This is a genomic window from Pseudomonas sp. NBRC 111133 (assembly GCF_001320605.1).
GTDB lineage: Bacteria > Pseudomonadota > Gammaproteobacteria > Pseudomonadales > Pseudomonadaceae > Aquipseudomonas > Aquipseudomonas monteilii.
This window is the reverse complement of sequence record NZ_BCBJ01000056.1, coordinates 19,732-46,093: the sequence shown is the minus strand read 5'-3', so window position 1 is coordinate 46,093 and position 26,362 is coordinate 19,732. Positions and strand designations below refer to the sequence as shown.

The window sequence follows — 26,362 nt, the reverse complement described above, 5'->3', positions numbered from 1 at the left end:
GCGGCGCTCGATCTCGTGGACGCTAAACATGTATCGGCGTAGACCTGCCCCCCCTAGTCCAGTTGAGCCCGCCAAAACCGCCGCTGCCCCCGAACACCTTCAACCTCCCCCTGCCGCCCCAGCACCAACCGCAACGCCCCCTCCACCGCCGTATCATGTATCGTCACCCCATACCGCCGATAGCGCTCGACCACCTGTACATGCGGGTGCCCGAAGCTATTGTTGCGCCCCCGCGAAATCAGCACCCCGCGCGGCGCCGTGGCACGGATGAAGGCCTCGCTGGACGAGCTGCGGCTGCCATGGTGTGGCGACTGCAACCAGTCGACCCTCGGCGTCTCGGCTGCCGCCAGCCAGGCCCGTTCGGCACCGGCCTCCATATCCCCTGCCAGCAGCAAGCGCTCGCCCTGCGCCTCGACCATCAGCACGCACGAGCGGTCATTGCTGCTCTGTCCGTCGGCCCAACGCCATAGCGAAAATCGCACGCCATCCCAGTCCCATCGCTCGCCGCTGACACAAGGTTGCAACGGAACATCGTTCAGCGCTTCCCCACCGATTGTCCGCCGCACCGGCAGACCTCGCTGGATGGCGGCAGCGCCGCCCGCATGATCAGCATGGGCGTGGCTGACCAGCATCACGTCAAGGCCCGCCACCCCCAGCTTGCGCAGGGTCGGCAGCACCACCCGCTCGCCCAGGTCACTGTCACCCTTGGCCGGACCGGCATCGTAAAGCAGGTTGTGGTGGCGCGTGCGCAACAGCACTGCCAGCCCTTGACCGACGTCCAGTTGCCAGACTTCGACCTGCCCAAGCGGCACCGGCTCCCTCGGCACCCACAGGGCCAACAGCATCACGCCCCCCAACCCACGCAACGGCACGCCCCGAGGCAGCAGCACCAACAGCGCCCCCACGCAAACCAGTAACCAGGCCCACACTGGCAATACCGCCGGCATCCACGCCGGGCGCTGTTGCGCCACCAACGCCAACCCTCGGAACAACAGGTCCAGCAGCCCGCCCGCCAGCCATAACAACGCCTCCCCTACCACGGGCAATGGCAGCAGCACCGTGCCCAGCAGCGCCAACGGCAACACCACCAGGCTGATCCACGGCACCGCTACCAGATTGGCCAACGGCGCACTCAAGCTCACCGGCAGGCCAGTGGCCAACAACACTGGCAGCAAACCGATAGCGATTACCCATTGCGCCCGCGTCCAGGCTTGCCAGGGCCGCCAGCCCCCTAGCCGGGCACTGAAGCAATAGAGAAGCGTGGCGACTGCGGTAAACGACAGCCAGAACCCCGGCAACAATGCCGCCAGCGGTTCGACTAGCAACACCACGACCAGCGCCAACAACAGCGGCAACAATGCACCGAGGTGACGAAAACGCAGACGCCAGAGCAGCACCACGGCCAGCATCAGGCAGGCACGCTGCACCGGCACGCCCCCACCGGCCAGCCAAGCGTAGGCCAGTGCTGCGGTCATGGCCAAGCCACACGCCCAGGGCAACCAGGGCAGCCGTGCAGGCCACCAACCCCAACGTGCCAGCCCGGCAACCAGGCCATACAGCAAACCGGCGACCAAGCCGATGTGCTGGCCAGAAATCACCAGCAGGTGCACCGTGCCGGTGGCCTGCAACGTCTGCCAGTCCTCCCGGGCCAGGCCCGCCCCATCACCTAGCACCAGCGCCACCAACGCCGCCGTTCGGCCATTGGCCTCGACTGCGAGCAAGCGCTGACGCAGCGCATCGCGCCAACCACCGGTTACTGGCGCCAGCAGCTGCCCCGCCTTGACTGTGCCCGTGGCACCCACCCGCCGTGCCAGCAGTTGCGCCTCGCGGTCTGGCCCATGCGGGTTCGACAGCCCGGCCGGGCGCTGCAGGGTCACGGCCAGCCGCCACTGCTCGCCCGCCCGCAGGGGCGGCCCACCGAACCAGCTCAGTTGCAGGCGCTGCGGCAGTTCGGCCCGCCGCGAGCGTGCCGCGTCCAGCTCGAAACGCACGCCTTGTGCCGTTCGGACCGGCAAGCCAACCACCCGCCCTTCCAGCCACACGGTGCGGCCATCCAGGCCGGCAGCCAGGCGATCATCAAGGGCCAGCTGAGCAGACCCGCAAGCCCAGCACAGGCCCAGCAGAAAGCAGCCCAACGGCCACACGCGGGTGAACAGACTGGCGACAGCGCAGGCCGCCAGCGCGATCAACCATCCGACCGATGGCAATGCGGGGAGAAAGCCCAGGCACAACAGCCCGAGCGCGAGCGCAAACATCCCTGTGCGCATGAGGTAGAGCTCCAGAAGGCAAATCACCCTCTGAGGCATAGCCCAATTGCCGGCAACCCTTGCTCAACAATTGTCACAAACTCTAAACGAGGCTGAATCAGAATCAGGGCATACTGCCTGGATAAACGCTCCGGGAGCCTACATGCCGCGCCGACTTTTCAAACGCTACATGCCGGACCCGACCAGCATTCGGGAACACAAGTCCTTACGTTTTTTCGGCAAGCTGCTGCACGACCCGAACCTTTGGCACCTGAACCGCCATTCGGTGGCACGGGCCATGGGTGTGGGCCTGTTTGCGGCGTTGATCCCGATGCCGGCGCAAATGCTGCTGGCCGCCGCGCTGGCCATTCCGGTGCGCGGTAACCTGCCGATTGCTGTCAGCCTGGTGTGGCTGACCAACCCGCTGACCATGCCGCCGGTGTTCTTCGTCACCTACATGACCGGCGCCTGGCTGATGCAGGTGCCGCCGCGCACCCTGCCCGACGAGCTGACCTTCCAATGGATCACCGACCAGCTGTCGACGCTGTGGCAACCCTTCCTGCTCGGCTCGGTGGTGTGCGGCGTGGTGCTGGGCATCGCCGGCTACTTCGCCACCATGCTGTACTGGCGCTGGTGGGTGGGCCGGCAGTGGCGCCGTCGCCAATGCCGGTGCAAGGCCTCAGGCCCGCATCCCGCGGCCGCTGACCAGCAAGCGAACGCACACCCCATAGAGCACTGCAGTGGCGACCAGCATGAAGGTGATCGCCGTGCCAATGCTGATATCCGACACCCCTAGAATGCCGTAGCGGAACGAGTTGACCATGTGCAGCACCGGGTTGGCCAGTGACACGGTCTGCCAGAATGGCGGCAGCAGGTTGATCGAGTAGAACACCCCGCCCAGGTAGGTCAGCGGCGTCAGCACGAAGGTGGGGATGATCGAAATATCGTCGAAGTTGCGCGCAAACACCGCGTTGACGAAGCCCAGCAGCGAGAAGATGGTCGCCGTCAGCAGCACCACAACCATGGTCACGCCCAGGTGATGCACTTGCAGGTCGGTGAAGAACATCGACAGGAGGGTCACGATCACCCCCACCGCCAGCCCGCGCAGCACGCCACCCAGCACGTAGCCCACGAGGATGGTGTGCGGCGATACCGGCGACACCATCAGTTCCTCGATCGAGCGCTGGAACTTGCTGCCGAAGAAGCTCGACACCACGTTGCCGTAGGAGTTGGTGATCACCGACATCATGATCAGCCCCGGCACGATGTACTGCATGTAGGTAAAGCCGCCCATGTCGCCGATCTGCCGGCCGATCAGGTTACCGAAGATGACGAAGTACAGCACCATGGTGATGGCTGGCGGCAGCAAGGTTTGCGGCCAGATGCGCAGGAACCGCCGCACTTCGCGGTAGACGATGGTGTTCAGGGCGACCCAGTTGGTGCGCAGTTCCACACTCATACGGCCACCTTCGACAGGTTTTTCTCTACCAGGGACACAAACAGCTCCTCGAGTCGGTTGGTCTTGTTGCGCAGGCTCTGCACCTCGATGTTCTGCAAAGCCAACTGGCCGAACAGCGCGGTAATGCCGATGTCCTTTTCCACTTGCACCTCAAGGGTGTGCGGGGTCAGCAGCCGGCACGGGTAGCCTTGCAGCACCGGCGCGCTGGCCAGGTCCTGCTTGAGGTCGAGCACGAAGGTTTCGACATGCAGCTTGCCCAGCAACTGGCGCATGCTGGTGTTCTCGACGATGGTGCCGTGGTCGATGATGCCGATGTTACGGCACAGCTGCTCAGCCTCTTCCAGATAGTGGGTGGTGAGGATGATAGTGATGCCTTTCTGGTTAAGCTCGGTGAGGAAGCTCCACATCGAGCGGCGCAGTTCGATGTCCACACCTGCAGTCGGCTCGTCGAGGATCAGCAGGCGCGGCTCGTGGATCAGCGCGCGGGCAATCATCAAGCGGCGCTTCATGCCACCCGACAGCGAACGCGACTGCACATCCCGCTTGTCCCACAGCCCCAGCTGGGTCAGATACTGTTCGGCGCGTTCTTTGGCCACCTTGGGCGGGATGCCGTAGTAACCGGCCTGGGTCACGACGATGTCGAAGGTTTTCTCGAACTGGTTGAAGTTGAATTCCTGCGGCACCACGCCCAGGCAGCGCTTGAGCGCCGAAGGCTCGCGGTCCAGGTCATGGCCGAACACATTGACCGTGCCGCTGGTTTTGTTCACCAAAGTGGACAGGATGCCGATGGTGGTGGATTTACCGGCGCCGTTAGGGCCGAGCAAGGCGAAGAAGTCGCCTTCGGCAACATCAAGGTCGATGCCTTTGAGGGCCTGGAAGCCGTTACCGTAGGTCTTGGTGAGCTGTCGGATGGACAGGGCGGAACTCATAGCGGGTCACTTACCGAGGAAAAAGGTGCAGGACACGCCAGGTAAAGTCACTGGCGCAGTGAGTGCGGCCATGGTGCAAGGCCAGGCCGCACAAGTACAGTCACATCTATTGATAATGACTATCGAAGCAGGGTCAGGTGAGCGCGGTCATCACCGCAGCCTGGTAAGCCGGGCGCTGCTTGAGGCGTTCATACCAGGCTTCCAGGTGATACATGGCCGGGCGCTCGATGGGCATTTCGAACCAGGCGTAGATGAAGCTACCCAGTGGGATGTCGCCCATGCCGATCTGGTCACCGGACAGGTAAGGCTGATTGGCCAGGGTTTCGTCGGCGATGGCCAGCAACTGAGCGCACTGCTTGTGCGCGGCGTTGATCGCCACCCCGTCGCGCTGGTCTTCCGGGGTGCGCAGCAGGCCCCAGAACAGCGGGCGGAACGGTGCGGCGAACGACGAGGTGGTCCAGTCCATCCACTTGTCAGCCAGGGCGCGCTGGCGTGGATCTTCCAGATACCAGCCCTGCTCGGCGCCATACTCGGCGCACAGGTAGCGGACGATGGTGTTGGACTCCCACAGGGTCAGGTCGCCGTCCTCAAGCATGGGCACCAGGCCATTGGGGTTGCGGGCGCGGTAATGCGGCTCGTTGACCACGCCGAAGGCGCCGCCGGCGTCGATGGATTCGAAGTCCAGACCCAGCTCCTGGGCAACCCACAGCGCCTTGCGCACATTGCTCGAATTCTTGCGGCCCCAGATTTTCAGCATGGCAACGTCCTTATGAAATGCGGAGGCTGCACAGTCTAACCCAGAGTTTTGTCGTCCGTACGGCCCTTTCGCGGGCACGCCCGCTCCCAAAGGAATTGCGCATTTTTCGGGCTTGGCGCACTACCTGTGGGGGCAAAAAGAAGAAAGCGGCTCAGGCGGCCGGGGGGGCCTTGGAAAGCTGGACATGGCAATCGATACCGGCGCGCGAGGCTTTACCCTCTTTTTCCACAAGCGTGAGGCCCAGCCCTTCGCTGATGAAGTCGCCAACGGTGTAGGAATCCATCAGGTACTGAAATTCGGTACGGTCAAGCGAGGCGGGTTGATGGGTGGCTTTCAGTTTGATGTAGACCTTGCCCGAGCCCGTTCCCTGGCTCAACGTGATGGTGGTTGCAGAGGGAATATCGCTCATGGCGATTTTGCTAAATTCGCCGCTGACACTTTTGTCGACTGCCTCGCCGCTTCCCCAGTCTGGCAACGTCAGGCTTTGGCTTTCTCCAGTGTTGTTGACTTCCTTCCAGAAAATGACGGCGCCGTTCTGATACGGGGTGTTGTCGTTTTGCATGATGCGCACCTTAGATTGAAGCGTTATGTGGGTTTGAATTTAAAACAGCGAAAGCGCCTGCGCACCTAGCAGAATTGCCAGGTCGGGCCACGCGCAAACCTGCGGTGAAACTCCCGGCGCCACACCCTGTCACTGTTCTGACCCGGTCGCTTACAGCACAGCGTCTAAGCTCTGTGAGACGGCTCAAGCCCCTGGTACCAAGGAGGACCGATTATGTTGCTGTTGTGGTTGGTGGTGCTGGTGATCGGCGCGGCATACCTCACGCACCGGCGCCTGGCGCCCTTGCAGATTCTGGGAATCACGGCAGCCTATGTGCTGCTGATGGGCATTTTCAGCCACGCCCCCGGCTGGCTGCTGACGCTGATAGGGCTCGTGCTGGCGCTTAAATTTGTCCTGGTGGCACTGCCTGAGTGGCGGCGCAAGGTGCTCACGGGCCCGGTGTTCAAGTGGTTCCAGCGCACCCTGCCGCCCATGTCACAAACCGAGCGCGAAGCCATTGATGCGGGCACCGTGTGGTGGGACGGCGAACTGTTCAGCGGCCGCCCCGACTGGCGCACCCTGCTTTCCTACCCGGCACCGAAGCTGACCGAAGAAGAGCAGGCCTTCATCGATGGCCCGACGGAAGAACTGTGCGCCATGGTCAGCGACTGGCAAATTGGCCAGGACATGGACCTCCCGCCTGAAGCGTGGGCGCACATCAAGCAGAATGGCTTCTTCGCGTTGATCATTCCCAAGCAATATGGCGGCAAAGGCTTCTCCGCCTACGCCCATTCACAGGTGGCCATGAAACTGGCCACCCGCAGCGGCGACCTGGCCTCCACGGTGATGGTGCCCAACTCGCTCGGCCCGGCCGAACTGCTGCTGCACTATGGCACCGATGAACAACGCGACCACTACCTGCCACGTTTGGCCCGTGGCGAAGACATCCCCTGCTTCGCCCTCACAGGCCCGTTGGCTGGCTCCGACGCAGGGGCCATGCCGGACACCGGGGTAATCTGCAAAGGGCAATGGAACGGCGAAGAGGTCATCGGTTTACGCCTTGACTGGGAAAAGCGCTACATCACCCTGGGGCCGGTCGCTACCTTGCTGGGTCTGGCCTTCAAGGCCTATGACCCCGACCACCTGCTGGGCGAGAAAGAAGAACTGGGCATCAGCCTGGCACTGATCCCCACCGATACCCCGGGGGTAGACATCGGCAAACGCCACCTGCCGCTGGGCGCCGCCTTCATGAATGGCCCCAACAGCGGCAAGGACGTGTTCGTGCCGCTGGACTTCCTGATCGGCGGGCAGGCCATGCTCGGCAAGGGCTGGATGATGCTGATGAACTGCCTGTCGGTCGGCCGTTCCATCTCCCTGCCAGCGGTAGGCACCGGTGCTGCCAAGTACACCAGCCTGGTTACCGGGCAGTACGCCAACATTCGTGAGCAGTTCAACGTCCCGCTGGCAGCCTTCGAAGGCATCCAGGAATCGCTGGGACGTATTGGCGGCAATGCCTGGCTGATGGACAGCGCACGCCTGCTGACGGCCAAGGCTGTCGACCTGGGCGAGAAACCTTCGGTGCTGTCGGCGATCCTCAAGTACCACCTTACCGAGCGCGGTCGCGAATGCATCCAGCACGCCATGGACGTACACGGCGGCAAGGGCATCATCATGGGCCCGAACAACTACCTGGGGCGTAACTGGCAAGGGGCGCCGATTTTCATCACCGTCGAGGGTGCGAACATACTCTCGCGCAACCTGATGATCTTCGGCCAGGGCGCCATTCGCTGCCACCCGTTCGTGCTCAAGGAAATGGCCCTGGCCGGCCGCGAGGACCGCGACCAGGCGCTGCGGGAGTTCGATGAGCTGTTGATGAAACACATCATGTTCACCGCCAGCAATGCGGCCAGCACGCTGGTGCTCAACCTGGGGCTGGGTCGCCTGGAAAACATGCCCGGCGATGCCCTGAGCCAAAGCTACTTCCGCGCCCTGAACCGCCAGGCTGCTGCCTTTGCCTTGCTGGCAGACCTGTCAATGATGCTGCTGGGCGGTGCCCTCAAGCGCCGTGAACGCCTGAGTGCCCGGCTAGGCGACGTGCTGAGCCACTTGTACTTGTCCAGCGCAGCGCTCAAGCGTTATCACGACCTGGGTTCAGCCGAGCATATGCAGCCACTGCTGCGCTGGGCCATGGAAGAAAGCCTGGCCCAGGCGGAAAAAGCCCTGGACCAGTTGCTCGACAACTTCCCGAACCGTTTCGTTGGCGGCGCGCTGCGGCTGCTGGTGTTCCCGTTCGGCCGCCGCCATACCGGGCCGAGCGATGAGCTGGATGCAGAAGTGGCGGCATTGATTGGCCGCAGCAAGGGTGACCCCGCGCTTGAAGAGCTGCTCGCCGGCTGCTTCAGGCCACAGGCCGATGGCGACCCGGTGGCAGCACTGCAACGGGCCTGCGACCTGCTGGAAGCAGCAGCACCTTTGCACAAGGTACTGCACCAGGCGATCAAAGAAGGCAAAGTGCACCCGGCACCTGGGCAGTCGGCAATCGAAGCGGCTGTGCAAAACGGCGTTTTACAGCCTGGCGAAGGGCAACGGCTGCAGGCGGCGGAGCAGGCACGCCGGGCAGTGATCGATGTAGATGCCTTCAACAAAGCGCAGTTGCTGCCAGTACAAGGCAAGGTACGCTGACCGTTGGTGGGGAGTGTGGCGCCATCGCCACCTTCCCCACCCGCTCGCCAACCGGCGTATACTCCGCCCCCGTTTCAATCACCCTGAGGACCGCCCCATGGCCAACCCCCACCTGGAATACCACCTGCAACTGCTGAACCACCTGCGCACCATCCTGGTGGCCCTGGGTGAAGCCGAGCAGGTACCGGAGGAAAGCCACACCCTGTTTCTCGAACGCTTCGACGAACTACTGGCCCTGCTTTCACAAAGCCCGCTGGAAAGCCAGTACCTGGGCCAGGACCTGATCTGCCAGCTGATCCAGCGCTACCCGCAAATTGCTCACCTGGTACCCCGTGACCTGTTGTGGTTCTTCGCTGGAGACTGCCTGCATTTCATGCCCGACGAAGAGCTGGAGCTGTACCAGCAGCTGGAAGAGCGCCGTTACGAGGCTGAGCAGAAAGGCGAAGCGTTTGACTGGCATGCGCACAAAGCACAACTCGGTGCACCAAAGACCGAGCAGCGGCACTGACCTCATCGATGCCTGCGCGGCGCCCCTCTCTTTGAACAGTGTCGCAAAGCACACCTAAATCTCCGGTTTTTCCTACATCGCGATAGTTTCCAAGAAATTAGTATGCCCGACGCTCCCTCCCGTCCCCAAGGTGCCAGGCCAAGGGGGAGCGCTGCTCTGAACGCCTCGACGTTCGCAACTAAACCAAGGATATAGCGATGAAAAAAACATTCATGCTGCTTGCACTGGGCATTGCCAGTAACACCGCTTTCGCTGCCCCTGAAACCGGGCAAATCAGCTTTTACGGCACTGTCTATGCCGGTGGCACTTGCCCTATCGAAGTCGTCAACCCAGGTGGCTCGGTCATTCCACGCGTAACGCTGGGCAACTACACCACCAAATACTTTGCCGCTGCCGGTACTGCCACACCAGAGGTTGCGTTTGCCCTGCGCGTAACACCTGACGCCACCTGCACCATTCCTCCAAACAGCACTGCAAACGTTACCTTCAGCCCACTACACGGGCCGATCGGTTCCGATCTGTACGGGATCCAACGCGGCAGCGCAGACGGCCTGGGCCTGGCGATCAAAGACCGCACTCACGCCAAAATCGCGCCAGGCACCGCTTCGCTTGATTACGACCTGTACGAAACCGCCCCAACCGACATGATCTTCTACGCCAACTATGAATCTCACCTCCCTACCGTAAAGGAAGGTGTCGCAGAAGCTGAAGTCAGCTTTGTGGTAGCCCTGCCGTAATTGATGTACCAGGTGCGTTTGCGCATCTGGTGCAGCCTTAGATCTGCATGCCTTCGGTGTAACATCATGCCACTCTTTACCCGCTCCCTCATCACGCTGTACAGCTGTGCAATAGTGTTCGCTTGTAGCACCTCCCTCGCACAGGCAGCGCTGACCATCAGCCAAACCCGAATCATTCACGAAAGTGCCAAGCGCAGCTCATCGGTCGTCGCCGCCAACCCATCCAAGGCCACCTATGCCGCACAGGCGTGGGTGAACACCGAAGCCGACGACACCACAACGGCCGTACCGCTGATTGCCTCACCTAACCTGTTCCGGCTCGAACCCGCTAACGAACAGACGATACAGATCAACGCCATACCCAACGATCTGCCACAGGACCGCGAGTCCTTGTTCTACTTCAACCTGCAAGAAATTCCACAAGTCCAGGAAGGCGCCGCACAAAATGCGCTGACCTTTGCCCTGCGCACTCGCATCAAGGTCTTCTACCGTCCTTCCCAGCTCAAGGGGCGCCCGCACGACCACCTGCAAAACCTGGCCTGGTCGGTGCAAACACTGGAAGGCAAACCGCACCTGGTGGTAGACAACCCCTCCCCTTACTACTTCACCTTCAACCAGCTGACCCTGCGCAGCGCCAAGGGCAGCGAGAGAATCGATGCCAGAAAGATGGCCATCCCCATGGGCAGGCAAACCTACCCCCTCAAAACCTCAACCGTGCAGGAAGGTCTCAGGGTCGAGTTCACAACCATCAATGATCATGGCGGCCTGACGCCAGAGTTGTCCCGCCCGGTAAAACGCCTGTGACTGCACTCAAGCCCTGAGGGTCGGGCTATACCGGGGGAAATCGACCCATGTGCCACCACCGTCGAAGCTCACCTGTACCAGGAAGGTGAACGGCTCGTTACGCTTGAGGGTCGCAAGGTACGCCTTCGGCACGGTGACCTCTTTATTTGCGCCAATCCCCCGACTCACTTGCGCTGGGGTCAGCGGATGCGCGTTCAGCACAGCCTGAGGGGGAGCCTCCAGCCCACTCTGCAGCACCCCACCCACGCTGATATTGACCTGCTGCTCCACAGCAATGCCCCGCCATGTACCCAAGCTGACAGGCACACGTTCGGGTGCCGAACCCAGGCTGAAGCCGTTCGAATCGGCCCCCTCGAGCGCAAGCATGGGCAACCCGCTTTTACTGAACTCGGTCACTTTCAGATGGCTGACCGCGGAAGGAAACACATCGGCATCGTCTCTGACTTCATAGCGCACCACCAACGTCTTTTTCGCGTATGCCAACACATGCTTCTCGGGAATCGCATAAGCGCGCTCGGTCCCCGGATGGACCTCGGAGGTTGTGTAATAGCCATAATCTTCAGGCTCACCCCAAATGACTGTAACCGTTTCATCTGGAAACCACTGCGCCGACATCGGCACCGCGACCAACAACGGTTCAATGTAGTCATCCAGCTTCAGCGCAAGGTCACCGCTTGCTCCGGTTGCCTGGGCAATTTCCACCCAGTCGAACTGGCGCGGTGCCGGTTGCGCCCTGACGTCCAGCTCCAGCGACCTCGCCAGATTGCTCAGGTTGCCGGCCCGATCCTCGATTTCGTAATACGCGTAGCGCACCCCGTCACCTGACTGGCGAATCATTTCACCCTGGAAGTCGATATGAATCGGCAGCAACACGTCGTTCTGGGTCAATGTCAGGCTGCCCACCTGCTCGGAATCATCAGGTTTGTCCCCCCAATACACTGTAATGACATCGCCCACGGCAGGGCTGTCGTAAGTCGGTACCCGGGTGCGTAGCCGGTCAGCGTGCCGCTCCAGGTATCGGGCCGTAAGGCCATCGCGCTCAACTTCATCGGGGTCTTCGACAAGCTCAAGCCTGCCACGCCCCCCGCCCGGCACAGGCGCTGTCTTGTCGATAAGCACTGAAAGCTCATCAGAAACAGTGCTTTCCTCGTTACCCAGGGTCACCTGATACATCAGGGTGTGGCGCCCCTCCCCCAGCAGCGCCACGGGCACCTCCAGCTCAAGGTCCGCGGGTTGCACTGGCGTGGTCCACGTCTTGTCAACGAACGGCTGCCCATCCCACTTCACGACCAGTCGCTCAGGACCCTCATCACTGGGGTCCGAAACCAGCCACATGGGGATGCTGATGGGCAAAGGCCTGCGTGTCGCCCTCACGGGCAGCAGGTTGTGCTCACCGCCGTCGATATCGGGCAGCAGATCGGTCACCGTCACTGGCTTAAGCGCCTGCGGCGCTTCGCGCATTGCCCCCTCCTTCAATGGCCTGCTGAAAAAACCCAGGAAGCCGCGCAGAAATTTACCAGGCACCTGCATCTTCATTTCTCCAATAAAAAAGGAAGACCGAGGTCTTCCTTATTGGCATGCTCACCAGCTGTAACGCAGCCCCAGGTTTACCCCCCAAGGTTGGTCGATGTGTTCGCCAGCGCTGTAGTCGACATCGGCATGCACCTGCAGCCGCTCGGCCACCGAAACTGCCACCCCAACCCCCAGCTCGGCACGTGACCCGGACAAATCGTTATCGAATCGATGGCCATTGACCTTGACCTGGTTGTTGTTGATGAACTCATGGGCATAGGCTGCACGTACGTAGGGCTGAACCACCCGGGCATCACCCAGGTCAATGGTGCGCCCCAAGGTACTGCCGAGCTTGCCCAGCACGGAATGCACAGCGTCGCCCTCGGCTTGCAGGCCGTTGTCGAGCGTGTAGGCCTTGCCTTCGAACCGCGCCACCGACCATTGGGTATACGGCTCGATGAAATAGCCGTCATCCAGGGCGATATGCCGCCCCAACTCGGCCGACACACCCACGCCAACATTGCTGTAGTCGCCTTTGGTGTGACCATCATCACTCAGGGCTACCTTGGCATCGTTTTCAAAGCGGTTCAGCTTGACCACACCATCGAAGTAATACCCGCTCTGCGGGTCAAGCCAGGTGGTGTACAGGCCCAGGTAGTAGCTGTCCACGTCACCGGAGGTGCCCTGCGACAGGTCCAGGTCGGACCGGCTGTAACCCGCCAGCGCACCCACCAGCCATTGCCCATCACCGATCGGCAACGGGGCATCGGCGCCGAACGACACACCCTGCTGCACCTGCTTGTAGGCCACGCCGGAACTGGCCGCCACATCGAACTTGTTGCCGTAAGCGCGCACCCAGGCACCGGGCTGGCCGTCTTGCAGACGCAACTCGCCCATCCGGCTGCGCAACGAAGCAAGCTCGCCATACCAGACAGTCGGCGCCGCATTGAACAACGCCAGGGCCGACTGCGTACCTGGGCTGATCACCTTACGCGACCCATCGAGGTACCAGTCTTCACCGCGCTGAACCAGGCCATAGGAAAATGCCCCCAGGTCGAGCCGGCCATTGACCAGCGAGAAGGTGGCATCACCACTCGCGGCATGCACCACATGGAGCTGGTTCTCTACCTGCGGGTCCTGGCCTGAGCTGCCGATCAGCAAGCTGTGGTTGCCGGTAGCCTGGCCGGTAACATCCAGGAAGTCCGTATCGCCGGTCGAGAAGTCTGCATGCATCACGAAGCTGCCGCTGCCCGACAGGTTTTCCACGGTCAGCCGGTGGTAGGCATCCGGCTGGCCGAACTGGACGTTGCCATCATCGAGGGCCAGGCTGCCGACACTGGCATCCTGGGTCATCACCCAGGTTGACTGGCCGTTGATGCCAAGGCTCGAAACACCGTCCAGATGGCCAGTAAGGCTCGACCGGTTGTCCAGTGCCAACGCGGCACTGGAGCCGTCCTCCACTTTGACGTCGCCGACCAGGTGCGAATTATCGACCGACAGGGTGGCCGACGATGTGTTACGCACCTCAAGCAACGTGCCATCGCTGCCCACCAGGCGCGACCCGTTGCCGACCTTGATACTTGCAGCCGCTGGCCCCGCAGCACTGCCGGCCACGACGATTGCCGCGCCCGCCTGCCCTTCGACCAGGGTATTTTGCAGGTCAATGTTTGCCTGCCCTGCCACCGCAGCGTCAGCATTGACCAAGATACCTTCCTGGGCACCGATGATCCGGCTATTCGCCACGTCCAGACGGCCGTTGAACATGCGCACACCCGAGCTGCCCTCCCCGGTCCCCTGCACCAGGCTATCGCGGATACTCAGCCGTGAATTGCTGGCAAGCGCTGCCCCGCCCACTTGGCCCGTTACCGTGCTGCCTACCAACTCGACCGTGGACCCCACCGTACCGGTACGTGCCAGCACAATCCCGCGCCCCTGGCTGACAATGGTACTGTCCGTGACCCTGGCCACGGCAGCGCTGCCCACCAGCAACGCATCGCCGGTGGCATTGAGGGTGCTGGCGCTGAACACCAGTGCCGAGCTGGGTCGCAACTGGATTTGCTGGGTGGTGGCACCGTTGGCGGTCAGCGTGGCGCCCGCCAGTACCTGGTAACTGTCCAGCGGTACCGCGGCATCAATGGTTTGGTCCCGCGAGACCGTCGTCAATGCCAATGCGCCTTCGCTCACCAGCCAGAGCGGTGTCAACGCCAGTGCAAGGGCACGCTTGCCTGCTTTTCCGAGGGGGGTGGAGTGTTTTTTCATGTGCGATCCTCGCCCAAGTCGAAATTGGAGTGGCTCTGATGTCTCAGATATTTCCGACAAGACTACACAGCACCTTCCTATTGTGTTGTAGGAAAACCCCTACAACACAATAGGAAAATTCATCACCCGGCTATTGCCAGCTTTCATGAAAAATCACAGGCACCGCTAGGCTGATACATGGCCAGCACAATATCACCTCGCTTGGAAACAATGGTTTCGCTGCCGGCAGTGAAGCGATAAGTCACCCGCGCACGCGCTCGATAGAACAGCGGGTTATCAGGGTCGTAGGTGGGTGCAACGTGTTTATCGTAGGGGACTCGCCATATGAAACCCTCCAACGGCGCGTCCGGCCCAATACTTACCTTGAAGACTTCCCTCACGCCAGGCACTTCATCTTCACCTTGGCTTTCTTGCCCCCCCTTGACGGCCCACCAGGTAATTTCGACCTCGGTGATTGGCCCATATTTTTCATACTCACTCAGGTCAGGTACCACCAATTGCACTGCCCCGTTGTCAGCATGTGGCAGGCTGTTTTTGATCGACGTACAGTTCAGTTGGCCGTTGGCATTTTTCTCCAGAAAGTCCACCGGGTCCGCTGTAATTACAACGGCGCTTACCGCCACCGACGTGACGCCTGACTTGATAGGGTTATGCACGCCAGGTCGGCTAACCCAATAATGGATGGTCACCACCTTGTTGCCCTCGGCTTCTATAACGGACCAAGGCACAGGGAACTCACTTTCACCGTCGGTTTTGTTTTGTGCAGTAACGACATACGCCACTGCTTGCGCCTGGCTTCCCCAGTCGAGTGTCAAGATGTCGTCTTCTTCGATAAGGTCGCTCAAGACAATCTTGATGTCAGCGTCCAGGCCAGTATCGCCGCTGTCGAGTTCATCTTCATTACTGCTACTGCCGCGCCCATTGACATGGGCAAGTTCCAGGCCGGGGTGCACCTGCTCTGGCCAATCCGGGCCTGGCCAGCCGGGGTCGATGGAATCGAAGTTCACATAGACCTGTGTCTGCGCACCGCCAAGCTTGTGCGTACCTCGATACACGTCATAACGCACCGTGGTTTCTTCCGGCAGTGCCGTTCCGTCATACTCCTGCAGCAGTGTCGCACTGTCGACCTTAACCCTCACGTATTCAGCCGGTGCACTGCCCACCGGCTCCGCCAGCAGTTCGGCGGTTTTCCAGGTTACCCGTACCGTATCAGTGGCCTTCCAGTCTGCAAACAGCGGCACCCAGACCTCGACCCCCTCCAGGGCATCGCCCTGGTCAATCAGATAACTGTCCGCCGCTGTCGCCAACGGTACCACCGGGTCCCCGAAGACGGCAGGCAACTTGCCCAGCGCCACATCGATAGCCACATAGTCGGATATCTGGCTGATGTTGCCCGCCTTGTCCACCAGCACATAGACGGCAAACAGCCCACCATCGCCGACTTGGCGAACAATGTCTTCCGGCACCTGCAAATGCTGCAGTTGCCCAGTGGTGAGCGCGGTCGCGACTTCTTGAATACCGCCAATTTCTTTTGGGACTTCTTTCAACCAGTACCATACGACCCGGTCACCTATCTGCCAATCCGGGTAGGCTGGCAACTCAAGGATGACATTGCCGTGCTGTGCAGCAAGGCTGTCGTCTGTCACCACCGGTACGGGAAGGAACTTGGCAGGCAATGTTCGGGCGTACGGGGGAACACGGTCAAAGCGCAGCGTCAGTGCGTCTGACCATTCTTCTTCCAGGCTATCGGACAGCACATAACTCCTGAGATAATGCACCCCTTCGGTACTCAGTGCGTCCAGTGAAATATCCAGCTTTACCGGATACGGGTTCTCAAGATCGTCATCAAAGTACCTGATGGTCTCCTCGTGGATGGTTTCGAACCCCACATTGTCACGCGAATGTTCAATCCTGAGAGTGTCCTCTTCCGTAAAAACCCAGGCAGGCACCTTGACAATGAAGTCAGGCCCGCCCGGCAAAATATAAACGTTCTTTACTGTCCCGTCGGCCTTGTCTGCAAATAGCTCGTCGTCAACGACGAGGTCTTTCAACTGACTGGGTTCCGTGTACGCACCCAATAGTTTTGCGCGATCAAGCCTGAATGCACCGCGTGCATCCCGCGAACACTTGCTCAGATCCTTCGAATGAGTCACACCCACCTCCAGGCATTAATGAAAGAACCGCGCCTTGGTCGCGCTACCGTTCATTCGACACCGCCCGAACGCAGCCGACAACTGGCATTTTTATCAGGTCACGCGTAATAAATACTGTTTCACATAGCCAGCCAGATCAGCGACCGTCATGCCATCTGCACCCGGTGCTCCCTTATTGCTGACCACACGCTGATACGCACGCTTGCCTCTGGCTAACACTCCCCCCTTGCCGGGTGTGTAGAGGACTTTCACCTCCAAGTCACTCGCTCGGCCACTACAGCCAAACGGGTTGCGCTACGCGCAACGCGCCATGCCTGGCGCACCCCAAAAAAAAGCCTGCACAAAGGCAGGCTCCAACACAGCTTCAATGTTCTAAATCAATCAGATAGCGCACTCAAACGGTCAAGCATCCTGCGACGCCAATCGGTCAAGGGGATCGTACCCATAGCTTGCCGTAATGCCTTGCGACGGCACATGCACCGTCTGCAGACGCCCCATCGGGTCGTAGGTCAATTCACGTTGCTGCTCATCCAGTATCAGGTTGCCATCAGGGTCGTATTTCAACTCGATCTCTTCCTGTCTGAGCACAACCTCTTGCTCTTCGCCGTCTGCTTCCGCCACCGCTACCCACTGCAGCGTAATGCCCATCAGTTGCACCGGATCGTGTTCGTTGGTGAATTGATACGTGGCATTCAGCCGGCCACCTTCGAAGTCAGTCCTGACCCGGGTAATGTTGTCTCGGCCATCGAAACGGAACAGCTGGCTGTCTATCTTGTTACCGTAGGGGTCAACGGGTACATACTCACTGACGCCCTCGCAGGTATACTTCGACAACCGCGCCCGGTCATCGTACTCGAAGGTTTCATGGCGTAATTTGTCGCCTTCCTGTTCTCCGGCCGTCAACGTCTTACTGTCAATGCCATCCACTTCGTTGTACGTCTGGGCCAACGTTTGTACTGCGTCACCAAAATCGAAACGCCGACGCACTTCGCGCTCGAAATCATCGTAGAACAGCTGCGTTTCCAGACAGCGCTGGCTGCCGTCCTCATCCACGGTTTCAGTGAGTATGCTGGCGGTCCTGCCCAGCTCGTCATAACGGAATGTACTGGTCACATTTTCCAGGCTGGTCTGATACAGCTGCCCAAGCGGGTTGTACTCATACGACTGGGTTTTGCCCAGTACATCGGTATACCCCAGCAAGCGGCCCTTCAAACTGTGTACATAGAACATCTCATGCGGTTGCGCCTCATCGTTGTGCTGGCGCCTTTCAACTTTCAGCTCGCCGGTACTGTAGTACTCACGCTCGAGCATTTCTTCATTCTCGGTACACTGCAACAGACGAGCATTGTGTTCGTCATAGGTATACGCCGCATTTTTGCCCAGGGTCTTGCGGCTTAATGGCTCCTCGCCCAACTGCGGCAGGTACTCATAGTCGATACGGTGGTCTGACGGTGTGATCACCGCTTCGGGCTGACGTTGCCCAATGCCGAACAGCATGGTGCGTTTACGCCCCCCAGTGACCGACTCGACCATGCGGTCCAGGCCATCGAAGGTTTGTGTACCCAGCACGTAATCGCCGCCATCGGTGCTATCGAGCACCTTGATCAAGGTTGGCAAATCAGCGGCGCTGTGCAGCGCATAATCACGGTGTACCACCGAACCATCAGCCAATGTCTGGTCCACCTGCCTGTCGAATTCGTCATAGGTGGTAGCCGTTTCAAAACCCCGCGCATCCACTTCCCGCACCGTGCGCCCCAAGCCATCGTAGAAGTAGCGGTGCAAACTCGCCCGGGCGCCTTTGCTGTCGAGGCGCTCGACATCGACAGGCGCATCGAACAGGTTCAGCCGAGTAATGGTGACGCCGGTAACTTGCCGACGGTCGATGGACTCTCGCCACTCCTTGTGTACCGGCCCCAGGCGATCCGGTAACCCTACCGGGTCGATCTCCGTGCACATGCGCACCTTGTCCGGGCCTATTTCCACGCGGCGCTGGCGCCAGTCGTCATACTCGTACAGGGTACGCAATGGCAAGTTCTTCAGCTCGAGCCAATCGTAATCGGTCTCCTCCACCAGGTTGCCCAGTTCGTCGTAGCGCGCGGTGTAACTGAGCCGTTCTTCTTCCCTGGCTTGTCGAGTACGGCCGAAGTCCGGATCCTGGCGCGTCACTCGTACCGCACGGTTCAGGCCGTCTACATAGCTCCAGCTTTTGACCCCCTTCACATCCGTCTGCATCTGCCAGGCCTGCTGGCCGTCGGACGACAAGTAGTAACTGTAGCTGCGCGATGCGCTGTATTTGCCTTTGGGGTCGACTGTTTCACGCGTGACGCGACGGAGTTCGTCATACGCGTAGGCAATCTGCACCTGGTTGTCGTCATAGTTGAGCAGTGGCTCGCCAATCAGTATCGAATGCTGCACGGTAATGACCTTTTGCGCATGTCGCTCGGCGTTGCCCTTGGCATTGATCAACTCACGCGCCGGCAGAGGCTCACCATGATCGAACCCCGTCACCGTTTCCTGAGTTTGTACGGCAGCGTGGCCGTCTACCGAAACTTCACTGTAGGCATATTCGGTAAGCGTTGCCTTGCCATTGAGCGTCAGGGTTTGCTCACGCGCACGGCCATGTTCAAGAGGGTTGAGTGGTTTGTCGTGGTAATGCGTCTCCAACGTCGACAGCACCGCACCGTCACGCACGCGAAGCTGCTCATGGCTACGCATTGACGCGCCGCGTGCATACCCGTCGTCATCCCGCGATGCAACCGTCTGATAGCGGTATTCACGCAGCAAGGTTTTGGCCCCGGCTTCGCCAGGCCCCGGGATGACCTCCTCGGTTTTGAGCAGGCGCACGAACGTGTCCGGGTCGTCCGCCGCCGGGTAGTACGACATCAGGGTCCGCTTGCCGTTGGCTTCGGTCTTCTCCACCAGGTTGCCATGGTGGTCGTAGCGGGTCATTTCCGACTGTTCCCGCGCCGTGCTGCCTGCCCCCTTGCGCCAGGAGGTCGTGGTCCTTTCGGCCAACTGGAAATTGTTGTCCAGGTCCTTGAATGGCCTGTTGCCCGTTGCCGGGTACTGCAAGGTCAGGGTTTCGATGCAGTCGTTCTGCGTGGTGACCTTATCGACCATCAAGTGGAAGCGGTTGAATGACGTCTTGACCGTGTAGACCGGGGTATCGCCTTTATAATGTGTGGCGGTACTGTCATAGAAATAGTCTGCGCCTGTGACTTTGTAGAGGTTGTCTTCACCGCTATCGTCAAAGGAAATACCCGTATTGTTGCCCAAGAAGTTATTCGAGCTGAATACGTAGTCGGTACGCATTTGTGGCTGGTTGGCCCCCGGGCTAACCAGGTGCCGCTCTACATGAGGCAGTGTCCTGCGCCCGGCGCCCGGCAGCGCGTGCCCCTCATCTTTGTAGAAAATTTCTTCGATGCCATTGACCGGTGTACGCATGCGTTCAATGCAGCGTACTTGGCCGATCTTTTTGTATTCGAATGCCCAACGACCTTTGTCGGCCGTCGGCAATACCACCTTGACCAGCTCACTGTTCTCGCGTTCCAGCGTATAGGTCACCTGCGCCGCCGAGCCAGGGTTGAGCGTAATCAGTACCCGGCTGAGGTTGGCGTAATTGATTTCCAGCAGTTTTCGCTTGCTGTCATCTTCGACTGATGCCAGGCACGGCACACGCTTGGCTGGAATACCCGGCATCGGAGAGGGCACATCCACCTGCTGATAAGTCAGGGTAATGCCATCCCCGGTCGGCGTCAGCACCCTGACAGGCAGTGCCACCTTCTTGCTGTTGGGTTGCCCCTGCTCGGTAACATCGTGCAAACCAAGAACTTCGATCATCAAAGACTTGTGCGCCACGCGATACAGCGTGGTGGCACCAGCAGAAATGTTCTCGAAGTGGAAACTGTCGATCTTGCGCTCCGGTATGACCGGCTGCGTACCTGGGCCATTGTCGAATACCTTGAAACGCTCACCGCTGTGCAAGCTTAGCATCTGGCTTTGCGGGTCATACTCGCTCAGGTTCAAGCGCCATCCAGCACCAAAGCCTGAGTCCTCAGGGTTCATCGGGTTGAAGCCGATGTGCAAAGGCAAGTTGGGGCCGCTTAACCGGTTGGCCACCAGTTCGGGCAGCGCGAGCGATACATTGTATTGCCCCGTTCGGGGGTCGCCCCCCCCTTGAACGAAGCTCATGAAATTAAATGCATTGGAATGGACTAACGAATTTGTCGTCATTAGACTGCACCTGTCAGGAGAAGAGGGCTGCCCTTTGAAGGGCAGCCACCATTATTGGAACTTCCAGTGCAGGAAGTTTCGGGCATCTACCGGGCTGATCGAGTTATCGTCCAGTCTTCTACCCCAGTGGATGGACAGCGCCGCTTGCGTTCCGTAGTTATCGATCAAGGTAAACTTCAATGGCTGGCTCAGCTGTTCACGCCACTTGATGCCCTGCTGGTCGTACCAGAACTTCATGTCCGGGACCCGTTCAAGCGCCACGAGCAACGTGCCGGCGCTAAAGTGCCCCTGTACAAGGTCCCGCTTCAACGGTGTACCCGCGTGCTGCGACGCCAACAGTTCCATTTCGGCCTGATACTCGATACGCCGCTCAGCGGTTCGCCCCGGCAGCTCGCGCGGCACATAGGCAACACCCACATAACTGGTGAACGTTTCGTCGAGCAACTCGCTTTCATATTCCAAAACAGAAACATGATCGAAGCGCACATCGACGAAGCGTCGCTGCCCCCTGGCACGCAATGTCCAGTAGTGCGTGGTGAAGTGCCAGTAATTGTGGCCATCGATAACGCGCCCCCCCGAATCGAGCACATCGAACCCGTTTTTCTGGGCCACGCGCACGCCAGTGAACGGTTCCAGGTCGGCGATATCCAGTTGCTTGGGTGGCAGCCCACCCAGTTCTACCTCACCGTCGGCATTAGGGTTTTCTACGAAAGAGTCGTGCCAGGCATTACGGTGGCTTTGAAACTTGGCCCGAATCCAACGTACTTCCGCCTCGGTGGTTTGAAGGTAAACCGTGACAATGCGCAACGCCTCTTCCTTACCTTTTACCCCCGCTCCCTTCGACTGCTCTTTGCGCGCTTGCACGTCTTGCGCCTCTTGCGCAGACACCCGCGCTTCGCCCGCCGGCAAGTAGTCGAAGCGGTTGCGAAACTTGCTGGCGGCCCATTTTTTTCCGCCCGGTACGATCGCCTCGGTGTCAGCGGGCAGCCATTCGATCAAGGTGCCATCCCGATGGGTAAGCTGCAGGGTGGCCAACTCTGCATCGCTTACCGGTTCATACGTGTCGCCATCCTCGCCGTTAAAAGGCTTGGTCTCGATATGAATATCGATAGCCACTTGTTGCCGGCCATTCGCCCAGGCCTTTTTCCTCGTCGTGTCGTTAAGAAAGAGCTTGAATTGACTCAAGGCCAACCAGCGCTGCAAACCGACAAAGTTGCTGGGGTAGGCAACGGCATTGTGTTCGACCACTGCAAGCCCCGCCCGGCCGCTAAACACACCCACCACCACACTGACCTGCCCGGTACTCGCCTCCGGCGCCGTGTAATGCCCGTCTACCAGTTCGCCTTCCCCGTACAACTCCCACACGGTGCTCTGCACCGCAGGTCGGTCGCCCCAAGGCACATCCGGGGCCTGCTCGGCGAGTGATTCGGTCAGGGTAAACTGCTGGCCATCTGAAGCAGCCATGTTCGGCACATGGAAGGGTGCGAGCTGCAACGGTGCGGGCATGGACAGAATGACCACCGTCGCATATCCACTGTTGCCCTCCCAGTTGGTCACCTTGATCCGTTGCAGGCGAATGGGCGGGTTATTCGTAGGCTCAGTCGGTGTAAAGATAGCGTGCTGTGTTTCGGAATCACCTTCAGGGTCTCCCACGACGCTGCCGAACTCATCGCCCTCGAGCGCCCACTCCAGTGGGCCACCTTGCGACGCGGTCAGCAGAACGGGCCCATCGCCTTTGCCCCAGATGATCACCCGTGGTGAAATCATCAGGTCTTCGCTGCTTGCGACCACCAATGACGACTTGCTCGCCCCTTCCTGGGCATTGGCAAAATGCGCCTTGACGTTGACCAGGCGCTGCCGACGCCGGAACGTTTTCGCTGCAGGGGCATGGTATTGGCCGGCTTCGATGCTGCCAGAGTCGAGCGGGGTGTTCACATCGAGTGCGGTCCACGCTTTTACGGAGGGCGTCACGACCGTAAAGGCGGCGCTTTTGTCCGCAGCCACTTTGCCCAGGGGCGGTTGCGGCTGGCGAGAAGCGGCAGAAGCGGCGACGTCGCCGAAAACGATCATGTCATGCGGGTTGTGTTCCTCTTGCTCCAGCACCACCCGATAAGCATCGGGCAGCACCAGTTGCTCCAGTGCGACATTGGTGCGACCCTTTGCAATCGGTGCACGCTCTCGGCTGATCAGCAGCGCGCTGGCGTAGTTATCGTTGCCATTCTTGCGGGGCAGCAGGTAGGGCAAGGGGCTGCCAGGCTGGCCAACCTCCCGGCCACCAACCAGTTGCATCAGCACCAGCAGCGCCCCGTCGTCTTCTGGCGATGAGCCGCCACCGGCCCCCTCAGGGGCTTGCTGTGCCACTACCTGGATGCGCCGGGTAGCCAAGGCGTTATGGCCGGAAATGTCGAACTCCAGCACCGCCAAGGGGTTGCTCATTACCCACTCGGGCTTGAGCTGTTCGAGCAGGAATTCTCCCATCCTGACGGCGGCAGTGCTGTTGCCACCCAGCGTGCAACGGGGCTCACTGGCTTCGGTAAGGTCGAGCAAGACCTGGTACTTGTCGAGGTAGGCGTGCGGCTGCACTTTCAAACGACCATACACCTCGAAGCGATAGCCCATGCCCATTTCCAGCACGTGGCTCCTTCGAAATTGCTCGGTGTTACCTGGCAGCACCGTGGACGACACGCACTCCCCGGTGAGCAGTTCCATGCTGACCCTGACCTGCCCCGAAACGCCCAGAGCACCTTTGAAAGACAGCTGAGGCGGGCCTAGCGTCAGTTGCGTGAACGCCACCTTTTCGGTCCTTACGGCCGGCTCGATGAAATATTCACCGTCGATGGCAAGTAACCCGCCACGCTGGTCGAACTGTTCGACGAAAGTTCTCTGCAACCCCTCATTGAGAACATCACGGCCCAATGCCAGCACCGCGCCGCTACCGCGCGTGCTGTCGCCTTTTTTCAGTTCATCGAGGAGTGCCTGCTTGGTGTTAGTAGACATGATCAAGCCCCTGTCACGTTGAGGCTGCTGAAGGCTTTTTTCACGGCTTCCATCGACTCGATCTGCTCGGCGGTGTACTCGACCCGCTCGGCCTGGGTGGGCTGCAAGGCTTTGCTCATCTCTTCGAAGGCCAACGCATCTTCGAAGGTGTATGGCATAGGCACAACAACGTAATTCCACGCAAAGCTATCAAGGCCTACACCGGCAATGATGACCGAATTACCCTCGTCCGCCGCTGGATGGTAGGTACCCTTTGCTTCATCGAGCGTGCCTTTACCCTTGGCCACGAACCATTTGGTCTTTTCAGGTGGCAGATCCGTCGGGTCGCCGCCCCAGCCCTGCACAGCCAGCACCAGCTTCAGTGCCGTACCGTCCTTGGTCATTTTCAAGGTTGCTGCAGTCGGGGACCAAACTACGGTGATATCGATGGTCTCCGTGCGACCAGCAGCGGAAACATGGACCTGGTCCAGTTGCATGAGCGATCCCAACACCGGCCCTTGTTCAGGATTCTTCTTCGGGGCTACATACACTTTTACAATCTTGTCATCCGGAATATTCAGCTCCTTACGGTCGTCAGCCGTGGGGTCACGCAGTTCGCCTTTGAAGCCGTCACCCTTGGTCCAAGTCAAGCTCGCGCCAACGCTGCCGCCCTCCAGAACGTAACGCTCTGAAGTTTCAGTGGAATAAAGCGCATTGAGCAACTGCGGCCTTACCGCTACAGGCTTGGGCACCACGGTGAACAATGCGCTGCTGCTGTTTTCGCCCACGGTTGCAGTAATGATGACCTGGCGGAACGTACCGGCGATTTTCTCTGCTTTGGGAGCCTTGTATACGCTGTTGACGACTTCGCCCAGGTTTTCAGGCCCCACAGGTTTTTCGGGATCATCCGGGCGCGCGCTCACCGCCCATGTTACCTCCTGCCCTGCCGGGGGGGCGGGTGTGAGCGTGAGCTCTTGTGTATTCTCCGCAGAGAGTGTTAATTCAATTGGGTCGATCGCGAAGGCGGTAAGGGCGGGAGCCAAATCACCCAGTAGCATGACCTCGCCGGGACACGAAAAAGTGTCGGGCATAGAGCGGTGACCGTTGCGGAAGAGCAGACTATTCAGGCGCCAGTAATCAATAGTTTCCACTTTCCCTGTAATGCTCCTCACAACATTCCCGACGTAATTTTTAAAGCCTTCTATAAAAGGCTCAAGACCTTCGTCCAAATATTGATCTTTCTCACCGGTTTGGACGTAAAAAATGGCATCGACTTTCACCTCCCCCTCAACGGCCAGCTCCAATGCACTACCTTCAATCATTTTTGCCGACAGGGCGAATTCTGCACCCCCTCTCATATTAAAAGTATATGAACCCCTGGACCAGTGCTCACCGGCTCTGACACCAAAACTCGCTGTACCCGCCACACCATCATACTCCCATTTACCCATTACCCCACGTTCACCAGCCGTAAACGAGAGCACCCCACCAGCAAAAAGAACATCTATCTGAAAGTAAAATCTAGGTTCATTTATAATACTGTACCCACCCTCAACCCTAAACCCTCCCCCCTTAGCACCAATCACAAACCCATCACTATCTTCAACATACGTGACAGGAGCTGGAACGTAGTAACCACTACGAATCTTGTAGAACAATTCTGTCAAAGCGCTTGCCGCATACGCGTAACTGCTCATTACAATCCCTGCCGAATATACCCCCCCCGACTCACGCGAGGGCAACAAATACGGCATTAGCTTATCTTCATCCGGAAAGTCTCCATTTTCAGCACCATTGAACGCTACCCCAACAATAATGGCACCCTCTTCCAACTCTGCCTGATTAGTACTGGGCACCGCTTTACCCGCTCTGGCCAAGGAGTGCGTGCGCAGCCTGAACGTTGTCGGACTCAGGTTTCCCTCCATCGGTTCCAACCTGCTCAACTCCCAAGTCTGCTCACCCCGCCCTGGGTCCTTAAACCTATCCTGTATAAGCTGCCCCAGTTTTGTATTCAGCTCTTTCCACTGGCTCACCTCAAAGTAATAGCTGTTACTTTGCGACAGGTCCAGATACACGCGACCATCTTCATCAACTACCCCGCCTGCACCATCGTTGAGCTTTATATTCATCTTGACGCGTGGCGCGGTCAGCGGGTCCAGATGCGATATACCGACCAGCGTCGGCAACTCCGCCCCGGGTACGCGGCTCCACTCGGTCAACTTGCCGCCGATCACAGGAATACTCAAGGCGGCCATGGAGCCCCCTATGTTCGAGTTCTCAAACGACAGCACCGGTGTACCAAAAGCAAAGTTTTCCAACCGTGAATACTTGCCGGTCTCGGTTTCCAACTCATCTGAAATGGGTTCGATCCAGGCTCCACTGTCCGACCGCAGGATATGTTCCTGCATCAGCAAAAGATTGGCTTTTTGACGGTCATAGATCAAAAATGCGCCCCAGCCGCGGGTGCGCGGAGCCTCTGCCATGTAAGTGTAAAGTTCAGAAAAAGTTGGTCTGGTCATGATCATTCTCCAGTAACGTGGGTGCACGGCCACCTAGGGCCCTGCAG

The 26,362-nt window shown here is 59.5% G+C and carries 15 protein-coding genes and 1 pseudogene; 5 read left to right on the top strand and 11 right to left on the bottom strand.

Annotated elements, in window-relative coordinates; all coding sequences use genetic code 11:
* Positions 1 to 53: 53 nt before the first annotated feature.
* Positions 54 to 2,267, bottom strand: a complete 2,214-nt coding sequence (locus APH36_RS11665; protein WP_060498743.1) for a DNA internalization-related competence protein ComEC/Rec2 — start codon at positions 2,265 to 2,267, stop codon at positions 54 to 56.
* Positions 2,268 to 2,409: 142 nt separating this feature from the next.
* Between APH36_RS11665 and APH36_RS11660 the strand changes: the two are divergent.
* Positions 2,410 to 2,916: pseudogene (locus tag APH36_RS11660) on the top strand (DUF2062 domain-containing protein); the annotation flags it as partial.
* Positions 2,917 to 2,925: 9 nt separating this feature from the next.
* On the opposite strand, the gene APH36_RS11655 reads toward APH36_RS11660, so the two are convergent.
* The 4 genes from APH36_RS11655 to APH36_RS11640 form a co-directional block, all read right to left on the bottom strand.
* Positions 2,926 to 3,705, bottom strand: coding sequence for an ABC transporter permease (locus tag APH36_RS11655; protein ID WP_060498742.1), 780 nt, complete (start codon positions 3,703 to 3,705; stop codon positions 2,926 to 2,928).
* Positions 3,702 to 4,634, bottom strand: a complete 933-nt coding sequence (locus APH36_RS11650) for an ABC transporter ATP-binding protein (protein ID WP_016715124.1) — start codon at positions 4,632 to 4,634, stop codon at positions 3,702 to 3,704. The genes APH36_RS11655 and APH36_RS11650 overlap by 4 nt, the downstream gene beginning before the upstream one ends.
* 133 nt (positions 4,635 to 4,767) lie before the next feature.
* The gene (locus tag APH36_RS11645; protein ID WP_060498741.1) at positions 4,768 to 5,391 is read right to left on the bottom strand and encodes a glutathione S-transferase; all 624 of its coding nucleotides are present in this window, start codon (positions 5,389 to 5,391) and stop codon (positions 4,768 to 4,770) included.
* A gap of 151 nt (positions 5,392 to 5,542) precedes the next feature.
* Positions 5,543 to 5,953, bottom strand: coding sequence for a hypothetical protein (locus APH36_RS11640; RefSeq protein WP_060498740.1), 411 nt, complete (start codon positions 5,951 to 5,953; stop codon positions 5,543 to 5,545).
* A 213-nt stretch (positions 5,954 to 6,166) separates the two neighbouring features.
* Between APH36_RS11640 and APH36_RS11635 the strand changes: the two genes are divergently transcribed.
* The 4 genes from APH36_RS11635 (at position 6,167) to APH36_RS11620 (ending at position 10,663) form a co-directional block, all read left to right on the top strand.
* Positions 6,167 to 8,614 (top strand): acyl-CoA dehydrogenase, encoded by a 2,448-nt coding sequence (locus tag APH36_RS11635; RefSeq protein WP_060498739.1) that lies wholly within the window; start codon positions 6,167 to 6,169, stop codon positions 8,612 to 8,614.
* Positions 8,615 to 8,711: 97 nt separating this feature from the next.
* Positions 8,712 to 9,122: a PA2817 family protein gene (locus tag APH36_RS11630; RefSeq protein WP_060498738.1), complete on the top strand. Its 411-nt coding sequence runs from the start codon at positions 8,712 to 8,714 to the stop codon at positions 9,120 to 9,122.
* Positions 9,123 to 9,319: 197 nt separating this feature from the next.
* Complete coding sequence (locus APH36_RS11625; RefSeq protein WP_060498737.1) at positions 9,320 to 9,859, top strand: fimbrial protein; 540 nt, start codon at positions 9,320 to 9,322, stop codon at positions 9,857 to 9,859.
* A gap of 66 nt (positions 9,860 to 9,925) precedes the next feature.
* Positions 9,926 to 10,663, top strand: a complete 738-nt coding sequence (locus APH36_RS11620) for a molecular chaperone (RefSeq protein WP_082426373.1) — start codon at positions 9,926 to 9,928, stop codon at positions 10,661 to 10,663.
* Positions 10,664 to 10,669: 6 nt separating this feature from the next.
* Here APH36_RS11620 and APH36_RS11615 read toward each other — a convergent pair whose 3' ends face one another.
* The 6 genes from APH36_RS11615 to APH36_RS11590 all read right to left on the bottom strand — a co-directional run bounded on the left by APH36_RS11615 (position 10,670) and on the right by APH36_RS11590 (position 26,315).
* Entirely contained in the window at positions 10,670 to 12,199 is a 1,530-nt protein-coding gene (locus APH36_RS11615; protein ID WP_060498736.1) for a hypothetical protein, read from the bottom strand.
* A 45-nt stretch (positions 12,200 to 12,244) separates the two neighbouring features.
* The gene (locus tag APH36_RS11610) at positions 12,245 to 14,434 is read right to left on the bottom strand and encodes an autotransporter outer membrane beta-barrel domain-containing protein (protein ID WP_060498735.1); all 2,190 of its coding nucleotides are present in this window, start codon (positions 14,432 to 14,434) and stop codon (positions 12,245 to 12,247) included.
* Between the two features lie 143 nt (positions 14,435 to 14,577).
* Positions 14,578 to 16,587 (bottom strand): hypothetical protein, encoded by a 2,010-nt coding sequence (locus APH36_RS11605; protein ID WP_125474451.1) that lies wholly within the window; start codon positions 16,585 to 16,587, stop codon positions 14,578 to 14,580.
* Between the two features lie 402 nt (positions 16,588 to 16,989).
* A complete protein-coding gene (locus tag APH36_RS11600) occupies positions 16,990 to 20,778 on the bottom strand; it encodes a sugar-binding protein (RefSeq protein WP_256219177.1) in 3,789 nt (1,262 codons plus the stop codon).
* A 93-nt stretch (positions 20,779 to 20,871) separates the two neighbouring features.
* Complete coding sequence (locus tag APH36_RS11595) at positions 20,872 to 23,817, bottom strand: hypothetical protein (RefSeq protein WP_060498732.1); 2,946 nt, start codon at positions 23,815 to 23,817, stop codon at positions 20,872 to 20,874.
* 2 nt (positions 23,818 to 23,819) lie between these two features.
* Entirely contained in the window at positions 23,820 to 26,315 is a 2,496-nt protein-coding gene (locus APH36_RS11590) for a hypothetical protein (protein ID WP_060498731.1), read from the bottom strand.
* Positions 26,316 to 26,362: the final 47 nt, after the last annotated feature.

Coding starts and splice junctions, on each gene's coding strand:
- APH36_RS11665 (WP_060498743.1), bottom strand. CDS start 2,267: ATGCGCACAGGGATGTTTGCGCTCGCGCTCGGGCTGTTGTGCCTGGGC.
- APH36_RS11655 (WP_060498742.1), bottom strand. CDS start 3,705: ATGAGTGTGGAACTGCGCACCAACTGGGTCGCCCTGAACACCATCGTC.
- APH36_RS11650 (WP_016715124.1), bottom strand. CDS start 4,634: ATGAGTTCCGCCCTGTCCATCCGACAGCTCACCAAGACCTACGGTAAC.
- APH36_RS11645 (WP_060498741.1), bottom strand. CDS start 5,391: ATGCTGAAAATCTGGGGCCGCAAGAATTCGAGCAATGTGCGCAAGGCG.
- APH36_RS11640 (WP_060498740.1), bottom strand. CDS start 5,953: ATGCAAAACGACAACACCCCGTATCAGAACGGCGCCGTCATTTTCTGG.
- APH36_RS11635 (WP_060498739.1), top strand. CDS start 6,167: ATGTTGCTGTTGTGGTTGGTGGTGCTGGTGATCGGCGCGGCATACCTC.
- APH36_RS11630 (WP_060498738.1), top strand. CDS start 8,712: ATGGCCAACCCCCACCTGGAATACCACCTGCAACTGCTGAACCACCTG.
- APH36_RS11625 (WP_060498737.1), top strand. CDS start 9,320: ATGAAAAAAACATTCATGCTGCTTGCACTGGGCATTGCCAGTAACACC.
- APH36_RS11620 (WP_082426373.1), top strand. CDS start 9,926: ATGCCACTCTTTACCCGCTCCCTCATCACGCTGTACAGCTGTGCAATA.
- APH36_RS11615 (WP_060498736.1), bottom strand. CDS start 12,199: ATGAAGATGCAGGTGCCTGGTAAATTTCTGCGCGGCTTCCTGGGTTTT.
- APH36_RS11610 (WP_060498735.1), bottom strand. CDS start 14,434: ATGAAAAAACACTCCACCCCCCTCGGAAAAGCAGGCAAGCGTGCCCTT.
- APH36_RS11600 (WP_256219177.1), bottom strand. CDS start 20,778: ATGAGCTTCGTTCAAGGGGGGGGCGACCCCCGAACGGGGCAATACAAT.
- APH36_RS11595 (WP_060498732.1), bottom strand. CDS start 23,817: ATGTCTACTAACACCAAGCAGGCACTCCTCGATGAACTGAAAAAAGGC.
- APH36_RS11590 (WP_060498731.1), bottom strand. CDS start 26,315: ATGACCAGACCAACTTTTTCTGAACTTTACACTTACATGGCAGAGGCT.